Annotated in this window: 18 protein-coding genes; 10 read left to right on the top strand and 8 right to left on the bottom strand. The window is 46.0% G+C overall.

Annotated elements, in window-relative coordinates; translation table 11 throughout:
* Positions 1 to 66: 66 nt before the first annotated feature.
* Positions 67 to 1,149 carry a rod shape-determining protein RodA gene (gene rodA, locus VEA_RS19905; RefSeq protein ID WP_005392081.1) on the bottom strand — a complete coding sequence of 361 codons (1,083 nt, stop codon included), beginning with the start codon at positions 1,147 to 1,149 and terminating at the stop codon, positions 67 to 69.
* 407 nt (positions 1,150 to 1,556) lie between these two features.
* On the opposite strand from rodA, the gene VEA_RS19895 reads away from it, so the two are divergent.
* The 8 genes from VEA_RS19895 to VEA_RS19860 all read left to right on the top strand — a co-directional run bounded on the left by VEA_RS19895 (position 1,557) and on the right by VEA_RS19860 (position 8,900).
* Positions 1,557 to 2,225: a hypothetical protein gene (locus tag VEA_RS19895; protein ID WP_006740910.1), complete on the top strand. Its 669-nt coding sequence runs from the start codon at positions 1,557 to 1,559 to the stop codon at positions 2,223 to 2,225.
* A gap of 9 nt (positions 2,226 to 2,234) precedes the next feature.
* The gene (locus tag VEA_RS19890; protein WP_006740911.1) at positions 2,235 to 2,933 is read left to right on the top strand and encodes an ABC transporter ATP-binding protein; all 699 of its coding nucleotides are present in this window, start codon (positions 2,235 to 2,237) and stop codon (positions 2,931 to 2,933) included.
* Positions 2,921 to 4,189 (top strand): ABC transporter permease, encoded by a 1,269-nt coding sequence (locus VEA_RS19885; protein WP_006740912.1) that lies wholly within the window; start codon positions 2,921 to 2,923, stop codon positions 4,187 to 4,189. The genes VEA_RS19890 and VEA_RS19885 overlap by 13 nt, the downstream gene beginning before the upstream one ends.
* Positions 4,182 to 4,967, top strand: a complete 786-nt coding sequence (locus tag VEA_RS19880; protein WP_006740913.1) for an outer membrane lipoprotein-sorting protein — start codon at positions 4,182 to 4,184, stop codon at positions 4,965 to 4,967. The genes VEA_RS19885 and VEA_RS19880 overlap by 8 nt, the downstream gene beginning before the upstream one ends.
* Before the next feature lie 45 nt (positions 4,968 to 5,012).
* Entirely contained in the window at positions 5,013 to 6,341 is a 1,329-nt protein-coding gene (locus VEA_RS19875; RefSeq protein WP_006740914.1) for a DUF1302 domain-containing protein, read from the top strand.
* Positions 6,342 to 7,370, top strand: a complete 1,029-nt coding sequence (locus tag VEA_RS19870) for a sensor histidine kinase (protein WP_006740915.1) — start codon at positions 6,342 to 6,344, stop codon at positions 7,368 to 7,370. It abuts the gene before it with no gap.
* A gap of 4 nt (positions 7,371 to 7,374) precedes the next feature.
* Positions 7,375 to 8,166: a LytR/AlgR family response regulator transcription factor gene (locus VEA_RS19865; RefSeq protein WP_006740916.1), complete on the top strand. Its 792-nt coding sequence runs from the start codon at positions 7,375 to 7,377 to the stop codon at positions 8,164 to 8,166.
* Positions 8,167 to 8,234: 68 nt separating this feature from the next.
* On the top strand, positions 8,235 to 8,900 hold the full coding sequence (locus tag VEA_RS19860; RefSeq protein ID WP_006740917.1) for a DUF2268 domain-containing putative Zn-dependent protease: 666 nt from the start codon (positions 8,235 to 8,237) through the stop codon (positions 8,898 to 8,900).
* Between the two features lie 117 nt (positions 8,901 to 9,017).
* Here the strand turns inward: VEA_RS19860 and VEA_RS19855 are convergent, their stop codons facing one another.
* From VEA_RS19855 to VEA_RS19840, 4 genes are all read right to left on the bottom strand, one after another.
* Complete coding sequence (locus tag VEA_RS19855) at positions 9,018 to 9,512, bottom strand: peptidylprolyl isomerase (RefSeq protein ID WP_041853104.1); 495 nt, start codon at positions 9,510 to 9,512, stop codon at positions 9,018 to 9,020.
* A 122-nt stretch (positions 9,513 to 9,634) separates the two neighbouring features.
* Complete coding sequence (locus tag VEA_RS19850; RefSeq protein ID WP_005392065.1) at positions 9,635 to 11,296, bottom strand: methyl-accepting chemotaxis protein; 1,662 nt, start codon at positions 11,294 to 11,296, stop codon at positions 9,635 to 9,637.
* 180 nt (positions 11,297 to 11,476) lie between these two features.
* On the bottom strand, positions 11,477 to 11,863 hold the full coding sequence (locus VEA_RS19845) for a thiol-disulfide oxidoreductase DCC family protein (RefSeq protein WP_006740919.1): 387 nt from the start codon (positions 11,861 to 11,863) through the stop codon (positions 11,477 to 11,479).
* A gap of 27 nt (positions 11,864 to 11,890) precedes the next feature.
* On the bottom strand, positions 11,891 to 12,685 hold the full coding sequence (locus tag VEA_RS19840) for a DUF4344 domain-containing metallopeptidase (RefSeq protein ID WP_006740920.1): 795 nt from the start codon (positions 12,683 to 12,685) through the stop codon (positions 11,891 to 11,893).
* An 865-nt stretch (positions 12,686 to 13,550) separates the two neighbouring features.
* Between VEA_RS19840 and gltS (VEA_RS19835) the strand changes: the two genes are divergently transcribed.
* Positions 13,551 to 14,786, top strand: coding sequence for a sodium/glutamate symporter (gltS, locus tag VEA_RS19835; protein ID WP_006740921.1), 1,236 nt, complete (start codon positions 13,551 to 13,553; stop codon positions 14,784 to 14,786).
* Between the two features lie 101 nt (positions 14,787 to 14,887).
* On the opposite strand, the gene VEA_RS19830 is transcribed toward gltS (VEA_RS19835), so the two are convergent.
* The 3 genes from VEA_RS19830 to VEA_RS19820 are packed head-to-tail and all read right to left on the bottom strand — an operon-like array spanning position 14,888 to position 16,943.
* The gene (locus tag VEA_RS19830) at positions 14,888 to 15,718 is read right to left on the bottom strand and encodes a hypothetical protein (protein WP_006740922.1); all 831 of its coding nucleotides are present in this window, start codon (positions 15,716 to 15,718) and stop codon (positions 14,888 to 14,890) included.
* The gene (locus tag VEA_RS19825; RefSeq protein ID WP_006740923.1) at positions 15,718 to 16,575 is read right to left on the bottom strand and encodes an ABC transporter ATP-binding protein; all 858 of its coding nucleotides are present in this window, start codon (positions 16,573 to 16,575) and stop codon (positions 15,718 to 15,720) included. The genes VEA_RS19830 and VEA_RS19825 overlap by 1 nt, the downstream gene beginning before the upstream one ends.
* Entirely contained in the window at positions 16,572 to 16,943 is a 372-nt protein-coding gene (locus VEA_RS19820) for a GntR family transcriptional regulator (RefSeq protein ID WP_005392046.1), read from the bottom strand. Before VEA_RS19820 ends, VEA_RS19825 begins: the two co-directional genes overlap by 4 nt.
* A 415-nt stretch (positions 16,944 to 17,358) precedes the next feature.
* On the opposite strand from VEA_RS19820, the gene gltS (VEA_RS19815) reads away from it, so the two are divergent.
* Complete coding sequence (gltS, locus tag VEA_RS19815) at positions 17,359 to 18,585, top strand: sodium/glutamate symporter (protein ID WP_006740924.1); 1,227 nt, start codon at positions 17,359 to 17,361, stop codon at positions 18,583 to 18,585.
* Positions 18,586 to 18,651 lie beyond the last annotated feature (66 nt).

The raw sequence follows: 18,651 nt of genomic DNA, 5'->3' as shown, positions 1-18,651 counted from the left end.
GCTTCCACCGTTGTAAAAAGGCTTCCCTCGGGAAGCCTTTTTTGATCGCACTCTTTGCTAGCAGCATTATACGTTGCGATATTTGGAATAACACAGTGACATGATCACACCAAAGCAGATGCCTTGCGTCAGCATGGCCGTGCCGCCGTAACTAAAGAACGGCAAAGGGCTTCCCATTACTGGCAACAAGCCGCTCACCATGCCTGTATTGATAAAAGCATACAGGAAAAAGCTCATCGCTAATGCACCACTCACAAGCCGACTAAAAAAGTGATCAGACTGACATGCAAGCAACATGACGCGCGCGGTAATAAACAAGTACAGTGCGAGCAAGACTAAACTACCAACAAAACCCCACTCCTCGGCATAAGTCGAAAAAATAAAGTCCGTATGACTTTCTGGAATAAAGCCAAGTGTTCCTTGCGTAGCATTCATCCAACCTTTGCCTTTCATTCCGCCGGAGCCTATCGCAATTAAAGATTGGATGATTTGGTAGCCCGAACCTAACGGATCCGACTCCGGGTGCAAGAACTGAGTAACGCGGCTTTTTTGATACGTCTCCATGACGAAGAACCACAAAATTGGCGCCAACGTTAATATACTCGCGACAAAGCCACCGATTATTTTCCAGCTCATGCCAGCTAAAAATAAAACGAATAAGGCGTAAATGACGGTAAAAACCGCACCGTCTAAATCCGGTTGTAGCGCGATTAATCCGGCAGGAATCATAGTGATGAGTAAGCAAAATGCAATTTTCCTACTATCTGGTCTGCCACCTTCAATATGTAGCATCCACGCGATCATGATTGGAATCGAGAGTTTGATTAGCTCCGAGGGTTGAAAGCGAAAAAAGCCAATATCGAGCCAACGTTGAGAGCCATTAGTGCTATCGCCAAACAAAGCGACAGCAAGTAGCAGCGCAACCGCAATAATGTAGAGATATGGAGCTGAGCGTTGATAGCTAGCGGCGGGAATCGATGACATGACCAATATACAAACCAAGGTCAGTCCGCAGCGTGCTAAATGCTTGAAGAGCATGGCCTCATTAAAGCCACTGGCACTCCAAAGTGTTAGTGTACTCAATAGCATGATCGGAATGATCGCCATCAGCAGTGGCAAATCGACCCTGGGGAAAAAACGCTTATTCATTTTCTACGACCTAATAACGCACCCAGTTCGAGCGCGAAAACAACCAGAACTCGAGAGTTCGAACTATTCCGATGCTAAGAATCCTATTTGGAAATAACAGACACCATGCAAAGGTGTGTATGAGAGGAGCGTCGATGTCGTCTGTTATGGGTAAGCTGCTTGGAAAGCTGTGGAATGGATAAATACACTAGACGCAGGTTTTAAGCCAGTATTTTTATTCCTATTGTGGTGAAAGACAGATGCTTACAAACAAGCAGGGATATATGCTCTCTTTAAGAAGGGAATGTCATTCATCGCAGCAAACAACAGTTCATTCTAAATAACTGCCATTGGTCGCATGCAAAAGCAGCGTGCGATCTTCTCCCTTAATCTGAAACCATCAAATCACGTTCAACTAAGGACAGTACATGATGGTTTCTCAATCTCGCTCAATCAAAGCTCTTAAACTGGCAAGTACGTTTATCGCCGCATTTGCACTTAGCAGCAATCTGGCTCTGGCTAACCCAAGCGAGCGCACACTCAGTCAATTCAACCAAGCGGCGCAAGGTGACTCTGGTTTGGTTGATACCGTTTACGGCGAACTATCCAAACAACTCGAAGAGCAGGGAGCAACGCCGGTGACCTTGGTGTATTTAGGCAGTGCTGAGACGTTGCAAGGTCGTGAGGCGTTTATGCCTTGGAACAAGATGAAGTTCACCGAGCGCGGTCTTGCCACAATCCAAAAGGGTTTGGATTTAATGGCGAATCAGCCAGTACCACTGCAAGAGCAACAACGTTTACAAGGCTTGCCGGAATACCAACTAGCCACCGCCATGGCAGCCACCACCTTTACTTCTCTACCTGACATGTTCAATCACTTTGAGCGTGGCTACGAGCTGTACCTTTCTCTGCTCGATGAACCGAGTTTTAGTCAGCAACCTTTTGCGGCAACGTCTTGGATTTATCGCTACGCCATTGAAGCGGCACTGCGCGCTGAAGACGTTCAACAAGCCAAAACATGGTTAGTGCAAATGGAGCAATTGGGCGACAGCAACCTAGAAACGCAAACCGCGAAAGCGCTGCTAGCCAAGTATTAGGGAGGCGTCATGATCGTTTTTAATCAACTTAGCCGCGAATACGCCCTTGGTAGCCAAACCGTACGTGCATTGCGAGACGTGTCTGGTGAAGTGTTTGCGGGAGAAATGGTGGCACTGTGTGGACCGTCTGGCTCAGGCAAAAGCACCTTACTTAACGTGCTTGGCATGCTGGATACTCAATACCAAGGTCAGGTGACATTTTCAGGCAGCCCATACCCAACCGGACAAATGCAAGCTGCGAAAATGCGCCGAGAAAAGCTTGGCTTTGTATTTCAAAAATTCAATCTTGTGCCCGTGATGACGGCGTTAGAGAACGTGGCGTATCCGCTGCACCTCAACGGCTTTTCAAAAGCAGAACAAACTGAGCTCGCTACACAAATGCTAGAACACGTTGGCTTGGGCGAGTTTATTCATCACATGCCCGATAACCTATCAGGCGGTCAGCAACAACGCGTGGCAATTGCGCGCGCCTTAGTGCACAAACCAGCGTTGGTGATTGCTGATGAGCCAACCGCAAGTCTTGATAGCCAAACTGCCAACAAGGTCATCGACATTATGAAAGGGCTCGGACACGAGCTAGGCACCACTTTTATTGTCGCCACACACGACCCTCGTATGGCATCCCGCTGTGACCGCACCATTGAGTTGGTGGACGGCAAAATTACCCAAACGCACGCAAGTGTGGAGGAGGTTTCATGGGCAAGCTAATTCCTGTTTCCGTTCGCCTTGCTTGGTTGAACCTGCAACGCAATCGCCGTCGCAGTTTATTGTCGATGCTGATCATTGCCATTGCGGTGTTTGCGTTAACCAGTGCGGGTGGTTTTGGTCTGTACACCTATGACAGTTTGAAAGAATCGACAGCGCGTGACACGGGGCATCTGACGTTAACCACGCCGGGTTACTTCGCCAAAGAAGAAGAGATGCCGCTGAGTAACGGTTTAACTCACGCCGACGACATTACCAAGCAATTGATTGGATTGAATGAAGTGCGAGGCGTGCAGCCACGAGTTGAGTTCAGCGGTTTGATTTCCAACGGCAACAAGTCCTCGATCTTTATCGGCATTGGCGTCAACGAACGCGAATTCGATATGAAAGGACCATTTTTGGATGTGCGCGAAGGGCAAACGCTGTCCAACATTCATGCATCGCGTTATGACCCTGCAGAGCCAGAAGTGATGCTTGGCGTTGATTTAGCGAACAACCTAAGCGTGCATGTTGGCGACTGGATTACCTTGCTGGCGACCACAACCGACGGTGCATTGAACGCGTATGACTTCAAAGTTCGTGGCATCTATTCAACCGGCGTGCCTGAGCTTGATAAACGCCAGCTGTACGTGCACATCAACAGTGCGCAATCGTTGTTGGGCTCCGATAAAGTCAGTGCGTTATCAGTCTTCCTGTTCGATACCAGTTTAACGAGCAAAGTCGAGCAACAAGTGGCTTCGGTTCTGAGTAAGCAAAAACAGAACCTTGGTGCTCAAGATATTGAGATTACGCCTTGGCAAGAACGCGCGTTCTTCTATCTCAAAGTGAAAGATTTGTACGACCGTATCTTCGGCATCATGGGCGCAGTAATGGCGTTGGTGGTCTTTGTCGCGCTGTTCAACACCATGACCATGTCGGTCACCGAGCGTACACGTGAAATCGGCACCTTGTCAGCACTTGGTAGCTACCCTCGCGAAATCATTGCTGGGTTCTTACGCGAAGCAGGCTTACTTGCCGTGATTGGCAGCTTAATCGGCGCTTTGTTTACTGCGTTAGTTACCGTCTTACTGATGGTCGTGGATGTGCAAATGCCGCCACCACCAGGACGCACAGAAGGTTACCCATTGACGATTTACTTCTCTTGGGAGTTGGTGGCTGTCGCAGGATTTGCAGTATTGATGATTTGTTTGGTTGCGGCGTTTTTCTCGGCGCGCAAGGGGGTGAATAAGCCAATTACGGAGGCACTGATTTATGTTTAATTTCAAATCACTATTACCAATTTCACTGTTGATGTTAAGCGGCATTGCAAGCATGAATGCCAGTGCGAATGAAACAGCGCTAGATGCACAGCAAGTCGCGCAATTGATTGAAAAAGCAGACAGCTACCGCTTGCAAGATGATTCCTCCAAAGTGGTGTCACTGGTGCGCTTATATCAAGACCAAGAGTTAGATAAAACCCGTCTCTACCACGTGTACACACGTCCAAATCGTGAATCGTTGGTGGTGTTTAAATCGGCAGTCGAGGCTGGGCAAAAGATGCTGATGATGGGCGACAACTACTGGCTGCAAATGCCAAAGAGCCGCCGTCCGATTCGCATTACCCCAATGCAGAAGCTGCTTGGTGAAGCGTCTATCGGCGACATCTCAACCCTGACGTGGAGCCAAGATTATCAAGGTGAATGGAAAGCGACAGAAACTGTTTCGGTGAATGGAGAAAGTGTTGCAGCTTATCACCTTGCCTTAACCGCGAAAACCAAAGGGGCGAGCTATCAGAAGATCGACTTGTGGTTGTCTGAGCAAGATGCGTTTCCAATCAAAGCCGATCTTTACTTGCGCTCTGGCAAACTCGCCAAGCAAGCGCAATACGGACGTGCAACTGACAACGGTGAAGACTACGTCAGTGAGATGACCTTGCTTGATAGCATTCAGCCGAGCAAAAAGACCGTTATCGAGTATCAAGAAATCGTGCCTTGGCAACTGGATAACAAGTTCTACAACCCAAGTTATTTGCCGAAAGCCAACATGACTCAGCTTTAGTCTGAGCTTTGCAAATAGAAGTATGAAAACGAGCAAGGAAGTCACATGAAACCGCACCAGCCTAACCTTAACAAAAGCACCAGTTTGTTGATTGCAGCCTCATTGTGTGTGGGCGCAGCAGTCCCTGCTTTTGCCAATGATGAGCTGAGTTTTGAGTGGGATTGGGCTGTCAGTTACGAAAGGGCCAAGCAGCGTGATAGCGCGTTTATGCAGGCGCAGGGCAGTTCTCGTGATTCACTTAATGCACTCTTGGATGTGCAGGTGAATTATCAGAACTTCAGTGGCTTGTTTGCTCTGTACAGCCAAGGGTTGTACCTCAACCAACAAGGAGAGAGTGACTGGTGGAGTGAAGCTGATAACCAACTGTTGATTCGAGAGCTTGCTTGGCTAGGAGAGTGGCAAGTCGGTGACACCACTCTTGATGTGAGTTTGGGTAAGTTGCGCGTGGATTGGGGAGTGGGTTATGGCTACCGACCTTTGGATCTGTTTAAGCCTTATCGACAAAATCCTGTTGGCTTAGTCGCAGAAGAGGGCGCGGGTGTGTTTTCACTTTCACACTACGATATGGCAGGCGAGTGGACGGTGATTGCAACGGATTCAAGCTGGGGGCAACAAGACCAAAGTGCACTTGATCAAGCCGCAGAGCAACAAGGTGTTGGTATTCGTCGTTATGCGCTGGTGGGTGACACCGAGTATCAACTTATTGGTTATTGCGATGATGTGCGCCGAGGTTTACTCGGAGCCAGTGCCATTGCTGTGTGGGATGAATCCATCGCCATGCACGGTTCCATGCTGTGGCAAAAGCAAAGTGTCGGCTATCAGTTTCAGCAGGATGATCTTTACCAACCCGTTTCGGTTGAGGACCTGGGCAGCGCATTCCAAGCCTTAATTGGGTTGAATTGGGCAAACCAAGCCGGACACAACGTGATTGCTGAGTATTGGTACGACAGCCGGGCATGGTCGAAAAGCGAGTGGAAACAAGCAATCGAACGTGGCGAATTTCTCTCTCAACCCCTTAATCCCCAAACGTCTCTACTTGCAACAAGCTACGCCCAAGGGTTTCAGCATGCCAATATCGTTCAGCATAACGTAATGCTGCACTGGAGTTGGGATTTGGAAGCGTGGGCTGCATGGAGCGGCAAAGCGGATATGGGCTGGTTAAGTGATGTAACCCCTACGTTGGATGTGATGCTGTCGCCACAAGATGGCGGTGTGATTGTCACGCAGTGGCTTAATTACCAATGGATTGATACCGGCGATCAAAGTGTAGAAGTGGAAGTTGCCGCACGCTTTTTAACCGGAGACGACCAATCTGCTTACGCACAAACCAATGATAAGCATATGATTGTATTTAACATCAAAGGGAACTTCTAAATGTATTCAGCTAAGTTAATGGTAGAAAGTGGATGGCTACGCAGTGTGGTTGTCACGACTTTATTCTGTTTGTTTATCTCGGTAATGACATTGTCTGTTTGGGGTGGTCCTTACTATGTACATGTATTGGTGAGCTTTGGTTTTGGTTACTCCGCCTTGTTCTTCTCTTGGTTAGTCGACAAGTTGTTTCCTAGCATCCCTCGTAGACTAGAAATTGCTTTGTCACTGACCGCCTGTTTGTTGTTTGGCGTCATTAATGCGCAGTTTTGGCTCGGTGAATACTTCGGCATTTCGGGCATGCTGCCAGTGTTGCTGATGGGCTTGTTATTCAGCGGCATGTGTTACTTTTATTTCCACTCACGAGAGAAAGAAGCGATTGCTCAGCGTGAATTAGAGAGTATCAAGCGTGAAAAGGCAGAGCAGGAACGTGCACTGTTGCTAAGTCAGCTTAAACAGATGCAAAGCCAGATTGAACCGCATTTCCTATTTAATACCTTGGCAAATATCAGCGCGTTGATGTCCCAGGACGTTGATAAGGCCAAGCAGATGTTGGATCAACTTACCGCACTATTACGTGCGACGCTAAAAAGCTCACGTGAAGAGCACACCACGGTTGAGAATGAAATTGCCTTAATTGAAGCCTACTTGAGTATTCAGAAGATACGTCTGGATGGACGTCTAAGCTACAAAATTGAAGTAGAAGACGGTTTAGGAACAACAGAACTGCCACCAATGATGTTGCAACCTTTGGTGGAGAATGCCATTGTTCACGGTATTGAGCCAAAGCGAGAAGGCGGCGAAGTCAGTTTACTCATAAAGCGCGAACAACAGAACTTGCAGATTGAAGTTAGAGACACAGGTGTTGGCTTGAATCATGTCAGCAAGCATTGTGGTTCAGGGGTAGGGCTGAGTAACCTGAAACAACGCGTCGATGCGTTGTTTGCAGGCGAAGGACAAGTGTCGATCAGTGAACCAGTTGAAGGTGGCGTGAGTGTCCGTTTGAGTTGGCCAATGACAAGCAAGGAATAGTGGAATGAATACAGGGTTTACAGCCATTATTGCTGATGATGAACCGCTATTGAGGCGTCATCTTGATAAAAGCCTAGCTGAAGTGTGGCCAGAGCTAGAGGTGATAGCCAAAGTCGCGGATGGTGAACAAGCGTTGCAAGCCATTGAGCAAAACCAACCTGACATTGCGTTTCTTGATATTCGTATGCCAGTTTTGGATGGCATGACACTAGCGCAAAAACTCAATCAACTCGCCAATCCACCTTTGATTGTGTTTGTCACTGCGTACGATGATTACGCCATCAAAGCCTTTGAACAAAATGCCGCCGATTATTTGCTCAAACCTATCTCGGATGAGCGCCTGCTGACGACGTGTGAAAGAGTGAAAGCACGCCTTGCTAAGCGAGAGCAAGAAAGCAGTAATGTGCAGATGAGCAGCCTGTTAGAACAGTTACAACAATTATCCGCGCCACAAACGCCGCAATATCTTCAGTGGATCAAAGCGACGCAAGGGGAAGATATTCATCTGATTGCTACGTCTGATGTGTTGTATTTCAAAGCGGAAGAAAAATACGTTTCTGTATATGCCCAACAAGGACAAGGCAAAGTGCAGGAGTATTTGATTCGCACCTCGTTGAAAGAGTTGATAGGGCAGCTTAACCCAGAACAGTTCTGGCAAGTGCACCGTTCAAGCGTGGTGCAAGTGTGCAAAATTAGCAAAGTAAACAAAGACTTTGCAGGCAGAATGTTTGTTCACGTCGGAGAAAACAAGCTCGCTGTGAGCCGTGCATCTCAAAGTTTGTTCAAAGGGATGTAATTGCTAGAACTGCTCACTCTTTACACTGTAAACTCGCTGCTCTTAACCTACATTATCAAGGAAGATAAATGAGTTATCGCGTAACCCTGTTAAATGCGACGGGAGAGTTGTCTCCAATCTCTGAGTATTTGCATCAGAAACTTGATGATCTGAGCTCACTACTTTCTAGTTACTTTGATTTAAGTAACAGCGATTTAAGTAGCAACGATTTAAGTAACGTCGACCTGACTGTTAGCCCGTTTGATCGCAATGACGTACCGCAGACGGGGATTGGTGGCTATTGCTTAAGTGCCAATCGTGTAGAGATTTTGCTTGATACCCAACGTGCTGATATTAAAAATGTTATTGAGAAAGAACTGGCTGCGGTGTTAGCGCATGAGTTGCATCACCTGTTCCGTATGCGAGCGGGAGAGAATGGCGTTGCGCTTGGTGATGTACTGATTATGGAAGGGTTAGCTTGTCATTTCGAACGTAAAGTGAATGGAGGCATCACACCGAGCTTGTTTGAGAAAATCAAAGATCAAGATTGGCGCCCTTTCTATGCTGAGATGAAAGACAAGTTGACCAGCTTAGATTACAACTTCGACGCTTACTTTCTTGGTAGCGATGAAAGCCGCTGGCCGAAATACATGGGGTATTGGGTTGGGTATAACCTTGTCGCTGAATATCTGGTGGACTTTCAAGGCTCTGAGCTTGATTTAGTCGGAGCAAAAGCCGAGCTTTTCTATCAATAACTCCGGCACAAGCCAAACTCATCGATTGAGTCATAAAAACAAAAAGCGCCTAAGTCATAAGACATTAGGCGCTTTTTTCGTTTTGTAGCGACGATTTCTACCAAGAGGCGAATGGGCTTATTCGCTGACTGTCACTTTCTCAATAATGATTGGATCGCATGGCACATCATCGTGACCAAGTTTAGAGGTCGTTTTTACTTTCGCGATGCGGTTTACGACATCCATACCCGCGGTCACTTTACCAAATACCGCGTAACCCCAGCCTAGGTTGGTGGTTGCGGTGTGGTCTAGGAAATCATTGTCTTCCAAGTTAATGAAGAACTGTGCTGTTGCAGAGTGCGGAGCATCAGTACGCGCCATTGCGATAGTGCCAACAAGGTTCTTTAGACCACGGTTTGCTTCGTTCGCAATCGGGGTGCGCGTTGGCTTTTCTGCCATGTCTTCGGTGTGACCGCCACCTTGGATCATAAAACCATCGATAACGCGGTGGAAAATGGTGCCGTTGTAGAAGCCATCTTCACAGTATTTTTTGAAGTTCTTTGAGCTAACTGGCGCTCGTTCTAGGTTCAGTTCAATCTCGATATCACCGAAATTGGTGGTCATAATTATCATTTTGTTTTGCCCCTGTGGGTGCGAAGTTGGCGGCATTATAACTAAGTCGTTTGAGGATAGCAGAAATAAAAACAGCGACGTTAAGGCGTCGCTGTTTCTACTATTAAGTATGGTTAAGGAAGTTAAACTGTGAAGCGTCCCACCAAGTCGTAAAGTTCGTTGGCTTTGTGATTGAGGTTTTGGCTGCCCGAGCGATTTTGATTGGCAAGGTGCGCCGATTGACTACTTTGCTGAGAAATGACTTCGATGCGTTGTGAAATCTCTTGTCCAACTTGGCTTTGCTCTTCGGTCGCGGTAGCGATCAGCGTGTTCATGTCCATGATATTCGCAATAGCTGCTTGAATATCTTGCAGCGCAACCGATGCAGCACGTGCTTCCTCTACTGTCGCTTCGCCACGTGCTTGGCTAGATTCCATCGCTTTTACTGCGGCATCCGATCCTGCTTTAAGTTGATCGATCATCTTGTGAATGTCACCTGTGCTGTCCTGAGTGCGGCTTGCAAGCTTACGCACTTCATCCGCGACAACTGCGAATCCGCGTCCTTGGTCGCCCGCTCGTGCCGCTTCAATGGCGGCATTTAGCGCAAGCAAGTTGGTTTGTTCAGCAATATCTTGGATGACTTCAAGTGAGGATGAGATGTTCTGCACGTCACTCTCTAGACGTGAAATTACAGTGCTTGCTTCAGAGACCTCATTCGCTAGCGCTTCAACGGAATTAGCGGCGGAGTCTACGATGTGCTTCGCTTGTTGTGCGTTGTCATCGGCGTTTTTAGCGGAATCGGCGGCTTGGTTTGCATTGCCAGAGATCTCGTGAGCGGTGGCCGTCATTTCTGTCATTGCTGTCGCGACTTGTTCCGTTTCCTCACGTTGACCAGAAGCCAATTCATCCACTTGTGAGGCGCGTTGAGACATGTTGTTCGTTTCTGATACTACCTCTTGTCCGACATGGCTGACGCTCTTAATAATTCCTTGCAAGCTCTCAACGAAGATATTGAAGTTATGCGCGAGCTGCTTAAATTCTGGCACGCTAGATTCTTCCATACGCGCGGTTAAGTCGGCGTCACCTTGCGCGAAAGATTGGATTGAGCTGTCAAACTGTTCGATAGGGCGCATAATGCTACGGTTGACGAGTACGGCAAAAATGGCCACGACAACGGCAATAGAGACACAAAACATAGCAATAGCGGCTAAGGTATTGTTTAGCTCATCGTTTGCTGTGTTTTCCATCTCTGTAATGATCGCATCGATATCATCAGTATAAAAACCTGTGCCAATCATAATATCCCACTTGGGAATGAACATGGAGTAGCTGAGTTTTGGTAATGCTTCGGTTTGCCCTAACTTAGGGAAGTAGTAGGTTGTGAAGTCACCCGTTTTGGCGTTTTTCAACAGGTCTTGGATCAGGTAGTTGCCTTTTTTGTCTTGAAGGTTATAGAAGTTTTCTCCAACCCCTTTGTTGTTTTTTCCGACAACAACACGCACGCCTTTTGAGTCGTACGCAAAAATATAACCTGATTGGCCGAACTCTAGCTCTTTGAGCACTGGAATAGCTTCTTGCAATGAGGCATTACGATCCAATAACGGTTTGAGTGCGGAATGAGCCATCTGCACATAGTTTTTCAGTTCCGCTTTCTTCATCGCCATCATCGTCGTGTGCGTATGATTGATTTGTTGTTGGTTGTAGGTACTGGTTTGGAGGTAGGTAAACCACATCATACCCAAAGCAATCGTTAACACGGGAATGATGGAAAGAATATAAAGTCGCTTTCTTATCGTTAGATTCATAGGTACTTCCTTACGTCTCGGCGCAGCGTTACAAACTGGTAAACTTCAATAGCTTTACCAAATAAAAGAGTTAATAATTATTTTTGTACTGATTGCAGATTAACCGAGTTGGCGGGTGAGAAGTACAGGAAGTTGGTGATCGTGGACGAGAGAGACTCACATTTTTAAGCAGGATCACAATTAGCGAGAGCATTGGCCCGAGTTGCAGCGGGAGCTACCAGTAAGCCAGTATGAGACACGATACCTATTGTTGGCAAAGCGCAGGTAAAGCCAGTCTGCAATTGGCTTGAGTAATGGCCAACGTAGTGGAGCATATAGCCAACCTCGTCCTACCAACTGCCATGCTCGGTGAGTCACATCAAGACCAAGTATCAGTTCATTGTTGTCATTCAGCGCATGCAAAATCGTATTGGCTTTTTGCGCGTCTATCTGTGGGTAATCAGAAAAGTCATCGCTGTAGATATCGACGATTTTTATCGCTTGTTTTACATCTCGTCGCTTAAGTGCGTGCATTTCTTTGGCGCACAGTGGGCAAGTTCCGTCATAAAATATGGTGAGTTTTGTCATTGCGATCGTCTTATTATTTGATTTGGCTTACTGAGTTCTACGTGGCGATTTTTCTTTTGGTTCATTATGTTGCAGGTAGTGGTTCCAATTCGCGCGTATGTTCTCGTAGTTATATTGGCAAAAGTCTTTGCGATCTCGTAGGTAGTCTTTTTCAACTTCATCGAGAAGCGACTTGTACTGTTCCGGATCACTGCCGTACACCAAACATAAGGTAGAGAAGTAGCGTTGCAAATCAAAACTGTGCTCATCAATGTACTCACCGAAGTCGTAGTAGTCCGGTCTGTCATCGGACTCAAATGCGAACATGTCGGCGGCGCTAATGGCCATCTCTGCGCCATCTTCTAGGAAGTCAATCATTAAGATCGTGGCAAAATTATCGACGGCATCTTCTTCTTTTCCGAGAACAGGGATGTTTTGATCTTCGATGTAAGCATGCCCGGCTTCATGCAGCAAGGTGTGTAATAACGTATCTAACGCCCCTGTTTTTGGGGATTTTCCAAGGCGTCCTTCATACTGGTTATTGGAGAAGTAATTGAGTGATTCCAAATAAAAAGTGTAAGGAATGTGTATTGTGTGCGTATCGGGATCGTACATTGGGCCATCTTCTCCGCCGTAAATCAGTGTGAGTGGTTTGCGAAATGGAAAGTGGATCTGAGATAGCTCAAGAAAAATTGGGTTTACATCGCTGTTTTGGATAGATTGCAGGGCGATGTTTTCATGGGTTGTTTCCACGGGAGAATATTCAATACGGATATTTTCCGCTGCAGTGGCAGATGAGATGGCACAGAGTAATAGCACAGGGAAAAGCGAATGAATTTTCATGTAGGGCTCTTGTTATTTGAATAACTTACATAAAAATTATACATGTTTTTGTGTGATGCATAATTGGGATTGTTTTTATCACCCTGAATCGGGTAGTTAGCCTCGAAAGACTACCATGACAACACCGTACATTTTGGTTGCTGGGCCCTCAAGAAAGCCTATCAAAACACGTTTTACTCAGGAGACGATAGATAAGTGATTGGCTTTTAAGGTTTATTTCTTGGTGAGGCTAAGCTGAATTCGCTTCGCTCTTTTGTCTGTAAAAATGCTATTCAGCAGTTAATCATTATGGAAAGAAACCATAGGGTTGGTGAATGTCACTGAATTGAAGAAAATTATCAGCAATATGTTATAATCCGGCTCCGTTGTGACGAAAACGTTTGTTGCAGCTTGAGAGTTTCCTTGGATTCGGCTCGTTTACACACCATGAGCCAGAGTTAAAAAACTACGACAGGAACAAGCAAACCCAATTGTTTTGAACGCGATCTCGGCGTTTAGAGGTTACAACGGGAAGGAACTTTGTTTGATAGTAATTGACACATTCTGTTTAAGTAAGGGAGCCCAATGTGGTTCAGAAAGTGTCACCCAGAATTTACTCACAACACTATACCCCAAGCAGTAACGCACAGGTATTGCGAGGGGGCATTTGAAGGAGCTATATCGGCTCCTTTCACATTTAAGGGCTGGCTAACAGCGGAAAACTGACACATCGCTAAAGGAGCGTTCCTTAAACTAGCCTAAGGCGCATCTACACCAACTTTTGAGTATTTTCGAAACAGTAAAGCGAGAACATTTGCTATTGAATGAAGGTTAAATTAACACTCGATCATTACGGAGGATGAAGAGAACAATAATAAGAGGCGATATGAATCATTTAATATCTGTAGGTGCACTGGAGTCCTTCTTGGTCGCAATCAGTGTGCTTTTCCTGGGGCATTTTATTAATGCTAAGCTACCGATTTTAAAGAAGTTCAACATACCTGAGCCGATTGTAGGTGGCCTTATTGTGGCCTGCATGATTACTGCTCTTCATTTCAACGGCATCGACTTGGAGTTCGATTTGCCGTTACAAAATACGTTTATGTTAATGTTTTTTGCGACGGTTGGTTTGGCCGCAAATTACACTCAGTTGATGAAAGGAGGTGCGAAGGTTTTTATCTTCTTAGCTGTCGCATCGTTTTACATCATCATACAAAACGGCGTTGGCGTTTCACTCGCGGCGGCGCTCGGTTTAGATCCTTTGATGGGGTTAATTGCTGGCTCGATTACTCTGTCTGGTGGCCATGGTACAGGTGCTGCGTGGTCACAAACCTTCCAAGACGTGTATGGATTGGATAACGTTTTGGAAATTGCGATGGCATCAGCCACTTTTGGTTTGATCATCGGCGGTATCATTGGTAGCCCAGTGGCACAGCGCCTCGTAGAAAAAAATAGCATTGAATCGGAGTATGGTCGTGGTGGTCGGGATGCCAAAACTCACGAAAAATTCCCTGAGTTGGTGACCTACAACGAATACGAAGAAGATAAAGTAACGGCGAAAAAAGTGGTGGAGAAACTCTTCTTCCTACTGATCTGTGTTACGGGGGCGAAGTATGTTGAGCAATGGGTTAGCACGTATGAAATCTCATGGTTGATGATTCCAGACTTTGTTTATGCGCTGTTCATTGGTGTGATCATCACGAACTTCTTAGAGGTGACCAAGCTTCGTAAGTTAGACGCAGAAACCGTCGATATGCTCGGTACCGTTTCTTTGTCATTGTTCTTGGCGATGGCATTAATGAGCTTGAAGTTATGGAATATCTTTGACTTAGCGATTCCATTCTTGGTCATTTTGGCTGTGCAGTCTGTGGTCTTAGCTATCTTCACTTACTACGTTACGTTCAAAGTGATGGGACGCAACTATGACGCTGCGGTTATTGCGGGTGGTCACTGTGGTTTTGGCTTGGGAGCAACCCCAACAGCCGTGATGAACATGGGCTCTATCGTTAACCGATTTGGCCCGTCGCCGCAGGCATTTATGGTGGTGCCAATTGTGGGGGCTTTCTTTATAGACATCGTTAACTTAATCATTTTACAAGGTTACATTTCATTCCTTGGTTAAATTTAAGTTCATGATCTCCTAAGGTCGAAATAAAAACGGTCACAACACAGGTTGTGACCGTTTTTTTATGGCTCGATTTTGGCCGTTTATCGAACGACGGATTATTGAATGGTTCGGCTGAATTTGAGACTAGCTGTCCAACCAAGAACGCCGATGAAAGCGTAAATGCCAACGTTTAACCAGCTCGCCTGAGGAATTGCATTAAATGGGCTTGGTGCAACAATGGCGTGCAGTGGAAGGTAAAGCACTTCGGAGAAGAACTGATCTAGGCCGTAATAGCCAAATAGTGCGATTGGCATCCAGCGCAGCGCATAAATGGCGATAAACAAAATGACCAGTGGTGAATTCACTTTCTGAGAAATAGCCATTGCGGTTAATGCCAGCGGTAATAGTAGAATACCGGCGAATAACATTCTGATTAAAAACTCTCCCCAATGCAGCAGCACGTAACCTAACGAGGCTTGGCGGTACAACAAAGCCAATTGGTGATCAGTAGAGATGTTCAGCAACCACAACATCAAATCTGCTGCGAGCACAAGCGCCGAGCAAACGAGCGGAATCACCAATAAACCAAACCCTAGCTTCACTAAGTGAGTTTTTATATCGCTGACCGGCATACTACGCCAAAACATAATACTGCCCTCTGCGCGCTCTTTGCGCAGTGTTCTCGGGAAGTATTGAACGGCTAACAAGATAGACAGCAGTCCTGCTCCTCCGGTAATCAACATATTGACGTCATCACCAAGCTCTTTATGAATGTCACTGACATCGCCACCAAAGCTCATTTGGAAAAACATATTGTGTTGTAGAGTGTCGTTACTCATTAAACTGACAAAGAGAATAAGTCCACACGCCAACACAAACAGTGGAATACGTAAAACAAGAGGGTTTTCTAACCACTCTTTTTGCAACATCGCGACAACTGAACGCATTACGCTGCCTCCTTCTGCAATGCTAAAAATAGATCCGCTAACTTCACCCCATGGATGGCCCCCATTGTTTCTGCTTGTTGGGCATACTGGGCAGTGAGTAACCATTTCGTTGAACCGAGCCCTTTTTGTGACGACAGTGGGTTCATCGCTTCAATTTGTTTGCGGTATTCGTCGCTGGCTTCAAGAATGAAATAGTCTTCACTGATACTGTCCATCGAGGTTTGTAGTACAGGGCGGCCATGCTTGAGAATCAGCACATCAGTCAGTAAGTGCTCAATCTCTGATACTTCATGACTGGCGATGATCAACACGCGCTCGCCGTCGTGAAACCATTCCAATAAGTGACGATAAAACGTATCACGATACACGAGATCTAACCCGAGTGTCGGTTCATCCAATATGAGGATTTGGGTGTTAGTCGCGATTACAATCGCGAGGTGCAATTGCACCTTCATCCCTTTGGATAAAGATTTGATGCGCGCACGAGGTTTGATGTCCGTTTGACGAAGCAGCGTATCTGCTTGAGCGCGATTGAACCCTGGATGCACGCCTTCGGTATAGTTAAGCAGTTGAGCGACAGTCATCCAATCTGGCAGAACGTTCACATCCGAGATGTAGGACAAGCTCTGCATTATTTTGTCGCGTTGCATAATGGGTTCAAATCCGTTGATACGAACAGTGCCTTGATATTCATGTGCGCCGAGTAGGGCATTAATAAGCGTTGATTTACCTGCGCCATTATGGCCGAGTAAGCCAAGTACTTGTCCTGCATGTAGGTCGAAACTCACTTCATGCAGTGCTTCTCCTTGTTGCTGATATTGCTTGGAGACGTTGTTTACACTGACTAATGCGCTCATTGGTCACCTTTCAAGTGTGGTTTTAGTTGTTGAATGAATTCGTCGAGTGACATATCCAGACGCTGTATTGTGTCGGCTATCTGCGGAATTTGTTGTTGAAGAAAACGTGCCTTCTCGTCTGCGAGCAATTTGAGCTTTGCCCCTGAAGCGACAAACATACCTTGACCGCGTTTTTTCTCCACTAATCCCTCATCAACAAGCAATTGATAGCCTTTCATGACGGTGAGGTGGTTAATTTTCATATCCGCAGAGATGCTACGAACGGAGGGCAGAGCATCGCCTTCTTGCCAGATACCTTGCAGTATTTGTTGAGTGATCTGGTCAGCCAACTGTCGAAAAATCGGTTGGCGATCATGCCAATTGGTCATGAGTGAATCTCTTGGCTGAAATGGTGTTATATATAGGTATAACACCTAGTGTGCCGGAGAGAAAGTAATAATTTAAAATAAAGCGTATGTACTAGCCTTCGCTTTTCCTAAATATCTACCTATGTGATAGCTATTTTGAATACTTTGTTCTGAGCATAAATTAAACACTTCTCATAAGTTGAGAAGTGTTATTTTTCTAATCCAATCAAGGTATTTACCACCAGCTTGGTATTGGTATTCTCATATAATGATAATCAGTGGGATTTTGGGGGCATCCATTTCTTACTTGATGAGAATTTGTGGTAAATACACCCTAGAAAACAAAAGGTTCGAGAGGCAATCTGATTGACTTAGGCACCTATCTCACGTTGAGCGCTTGCTCAATGAATGAGAAAGAGGAGAGTAAAGAGGTCTCATGAATCAGGTAATATCTATCGGCCCACAAGAGTCGTTTCTCGTCGCAATTTGCGTGTTATTTTTAGGGCAGTTCATTAACACCAAATTACCAACCTTAAAGAAATTCAATATCCCAGAGCCAATTGTTGGTGGTCTAGTGGTGGCTTGCGTGATCACGACGATGCACTTAAATGGTGTGGATGTATCATTTGATTTACCACTGCAAAATACCTTTATGCTGATGTTTTTTGCGACGGTTGGCTTAGCGGCAAATTACACCCAACTTATTAAAGGCGGTGCGAAGGTTTTCATCTTCCTTGTTGTGGCATCGGTCTACATTCTTATCCAAAATGCGGTCGGCGTATCCTTAGCTACCGCATTGGGGTTAGATCCACTCATGGGGTTGATCGCCGGCTCTATTACGCTTTCTGGCGGACATGGAACTGGTGCGGCGTGGTCGCAAACTTTTCAAGAAATGTATGGTTTGCACAATGTCCTAGAAGTGGCGATGGCTTCTGCTACGTTTGGCTTGGTCATGGGCGGGATTATTGGCAGCCCTGTCGCGCAAAAGTTACTCAACAAGCACAACTTAGAATCGGAATACGGACGCACCAACCAAAGCCATCAGAGTTTCCCTGAATTGGTGACCTATAACGAACATGAAGAAGATCGTGTCACGGCGAAAAGAGTTGTAGAAAGCTTATCCATTATTTTGCTTTGCGTGACAGGCGCGAGCTATCTGGAGAGTTGGGTGAGCAGTTTTGGCATCAAGTGGTTGATGATCCCAGATTTTGTTTATGCGCTGTTTATTGGTGTTGTCATCACCAACATCATGGAAGTGACCAAGGTGCGCAAGGTTGATTTAGAAACCGTTGATATTCTTGGTACGGTTTCGCTATCGCTGTTCCTTGCCATGGCTCTGATGAGCTTGAAATTGTGGAATATCTTTGATCTTGCGATCCCATTCCTTATTATTCTTGCTATTCAGTCTGCCGTACTCGCGGTGTTCACTTATTACGTAACATTCCGCATGATGGGCAGTAATTACGATGCCGCGGTGATCGCCAGTGGACACTGTGGTTTCGGTTTAGGTGCCACACCGACTGCGGTCATGAATATGGGCTCTATCGTGAGTCGTTATGGTCCATCACCACAAGCATTTATGGTAGTACCAATTGTCGGTGCATTCTTCATCGACATTGTGAACTTAGTGATTTTGCAAGGCTGTATTGCTTTTATTAAATAGCCCCGCTTCTTTCAACTTAACATAACAAAGCCAGTCCCTTGAGATTGGCTTTGTTATTTGTAAAAC

The organism is Vibrio antiquarius (assembly GCF_000024825.1).
GTDB classification, from domain to species: domain Bacteria; phylum Pseudomonadota; class Gammaproteobacteria; order Enterobacterales; family Vibrionaceae; genus Vibrio; species Vibrio diabolicus.
This window is presented reverse-complemented; position numbering and strand designations above follow the sequence as displayed.

Excerpts from the sequence above, each read along its gene's own strand:
- rodA (WP_005392081.1), bottom strand. The coding sequence starts at position 1,149 with ATGAATAAGCGTTTTTTCCCCAGGGTCGATTTGCCACTGCTGATGGCG.
- VEA_RS19895 (WP_006740910.1), top strand. The coding sequence starts at position 1,557 with ATGATGGTTTCTCAATCTCGCTCAATCAAAGCTCTTAAACTGGCAAGT.
- VEA_RS19890 (WP_006740911.1), top strand. The coding sequence starts at position 2,235 with ATGATCGTTTTTAATCAACTTAGCCGCGAATACGCCCTTGGTAGCCAA.
- VEA_RS19885 (WP_006740912.1), top strand. The coding sequence starts at position 2,921 with ATGGGCAAGCTAATTCCTGTTTCCGTTCGCCTTGCTTGGTTGAACCTG.
- VEA_RS19880 (WP_006740913.1), top strand. The coding sequence starts at position 4,182 with ATGTTTAATTTCAAATCACTATTACCAATTTCACTGTTGATGTTAAGC.
- VEA_RS19875 (WP_006740914.1), top strand. The coding sequence starts at position 5,013 with ATGAAACCGCACCAGCCTAACCTTAACAAAAGCACCAGTTTGTTGATT.
- VEA_RS19870 (WP_006740915.1), top strand. The coding sequence starts at position 6,342 with ATGTATTCAGCTAAGTTAATGGTAGAAAGTGGATGGCTACGCAGTGTG.
- VEA_RS19865 (WP_006740916.1), top strand. The coding sequence starts at position 7,375 with ATGAATACAGGGTTTACAGCCATTATTGCTGATGATGAACCGCTATTG.
- VEA_RS19860 (WP_006740917.1), top strand. The coding sequence starts at position 8,235 with ATGAGTTATCGCGTAACCCTGTTAAATGCGACGGGAGAGTTGTCTCCA.
- VEA_RS19855 (WP_041853104.1), bottom strand. The coding sequence starts at position 9,512 with ATGATAATTATGACCACCAATTTCGGTGATATCGAGATTGAACTGAAC.
- VEA_RS19850 (WP_005392065.1), bottom strand. The coding sequence starts at position 11,296 with ATGAATCTAACGATAAGAAAGCGACTTTATATTCTTTCCATCATTCCC.
- VEA_RS19845 (WP_006740919.1), bottom strand. The coding sequence starts at position 11,863 with ATGACAAAACTCACCATATTTTATGACGGAACTTGCCCACTGTGCGCC.
- VEA_RS19840 (WP_006740920.1), bottom strand. The coding sequence starts at position 12,685 with ATGAAAATTCATTCGCTTTTCCCTGTGCTATTACTCTGTGCCATCTCA.
- gltS (WP_006740921.1), top strand. The coding sequence starts at position 13,551 with ATGAATCATTTAATATCTGTAGGTGCACTGGAGTCCTTCTTGGTCGCA.
- VEA_RS19830 (WP_006740922.1), bottom strand. The coding sequence starts at position 15,718 with ATGCGTTCAGTTGTCGCGATGTTGCAAAAAGAGTGGTTAGAAAACCCT.
- VEA_RS19825 (WP_006740923.1), bottom strand. The coding sequence starts at position 16,575 with ATGAGCGCATTAGTCAGTGTAAACAACGTCTCCAAGCAATATCAGCAA.
- VEA_RS19820 (WP_005392046.1), bottom strand. The coding sequence starts at position 16,943 with ATGACCAATTGGCATGATCGCCAACCGATTTTTCGACAGTTGGCTGAC.
- gltS (WP_006740924.1), top strand. The coding sequence starts at position 17,359 with ATGAATCAGGTAATATCTATCGGCCCACAAGAGTCGTTTCTCGTCGCA.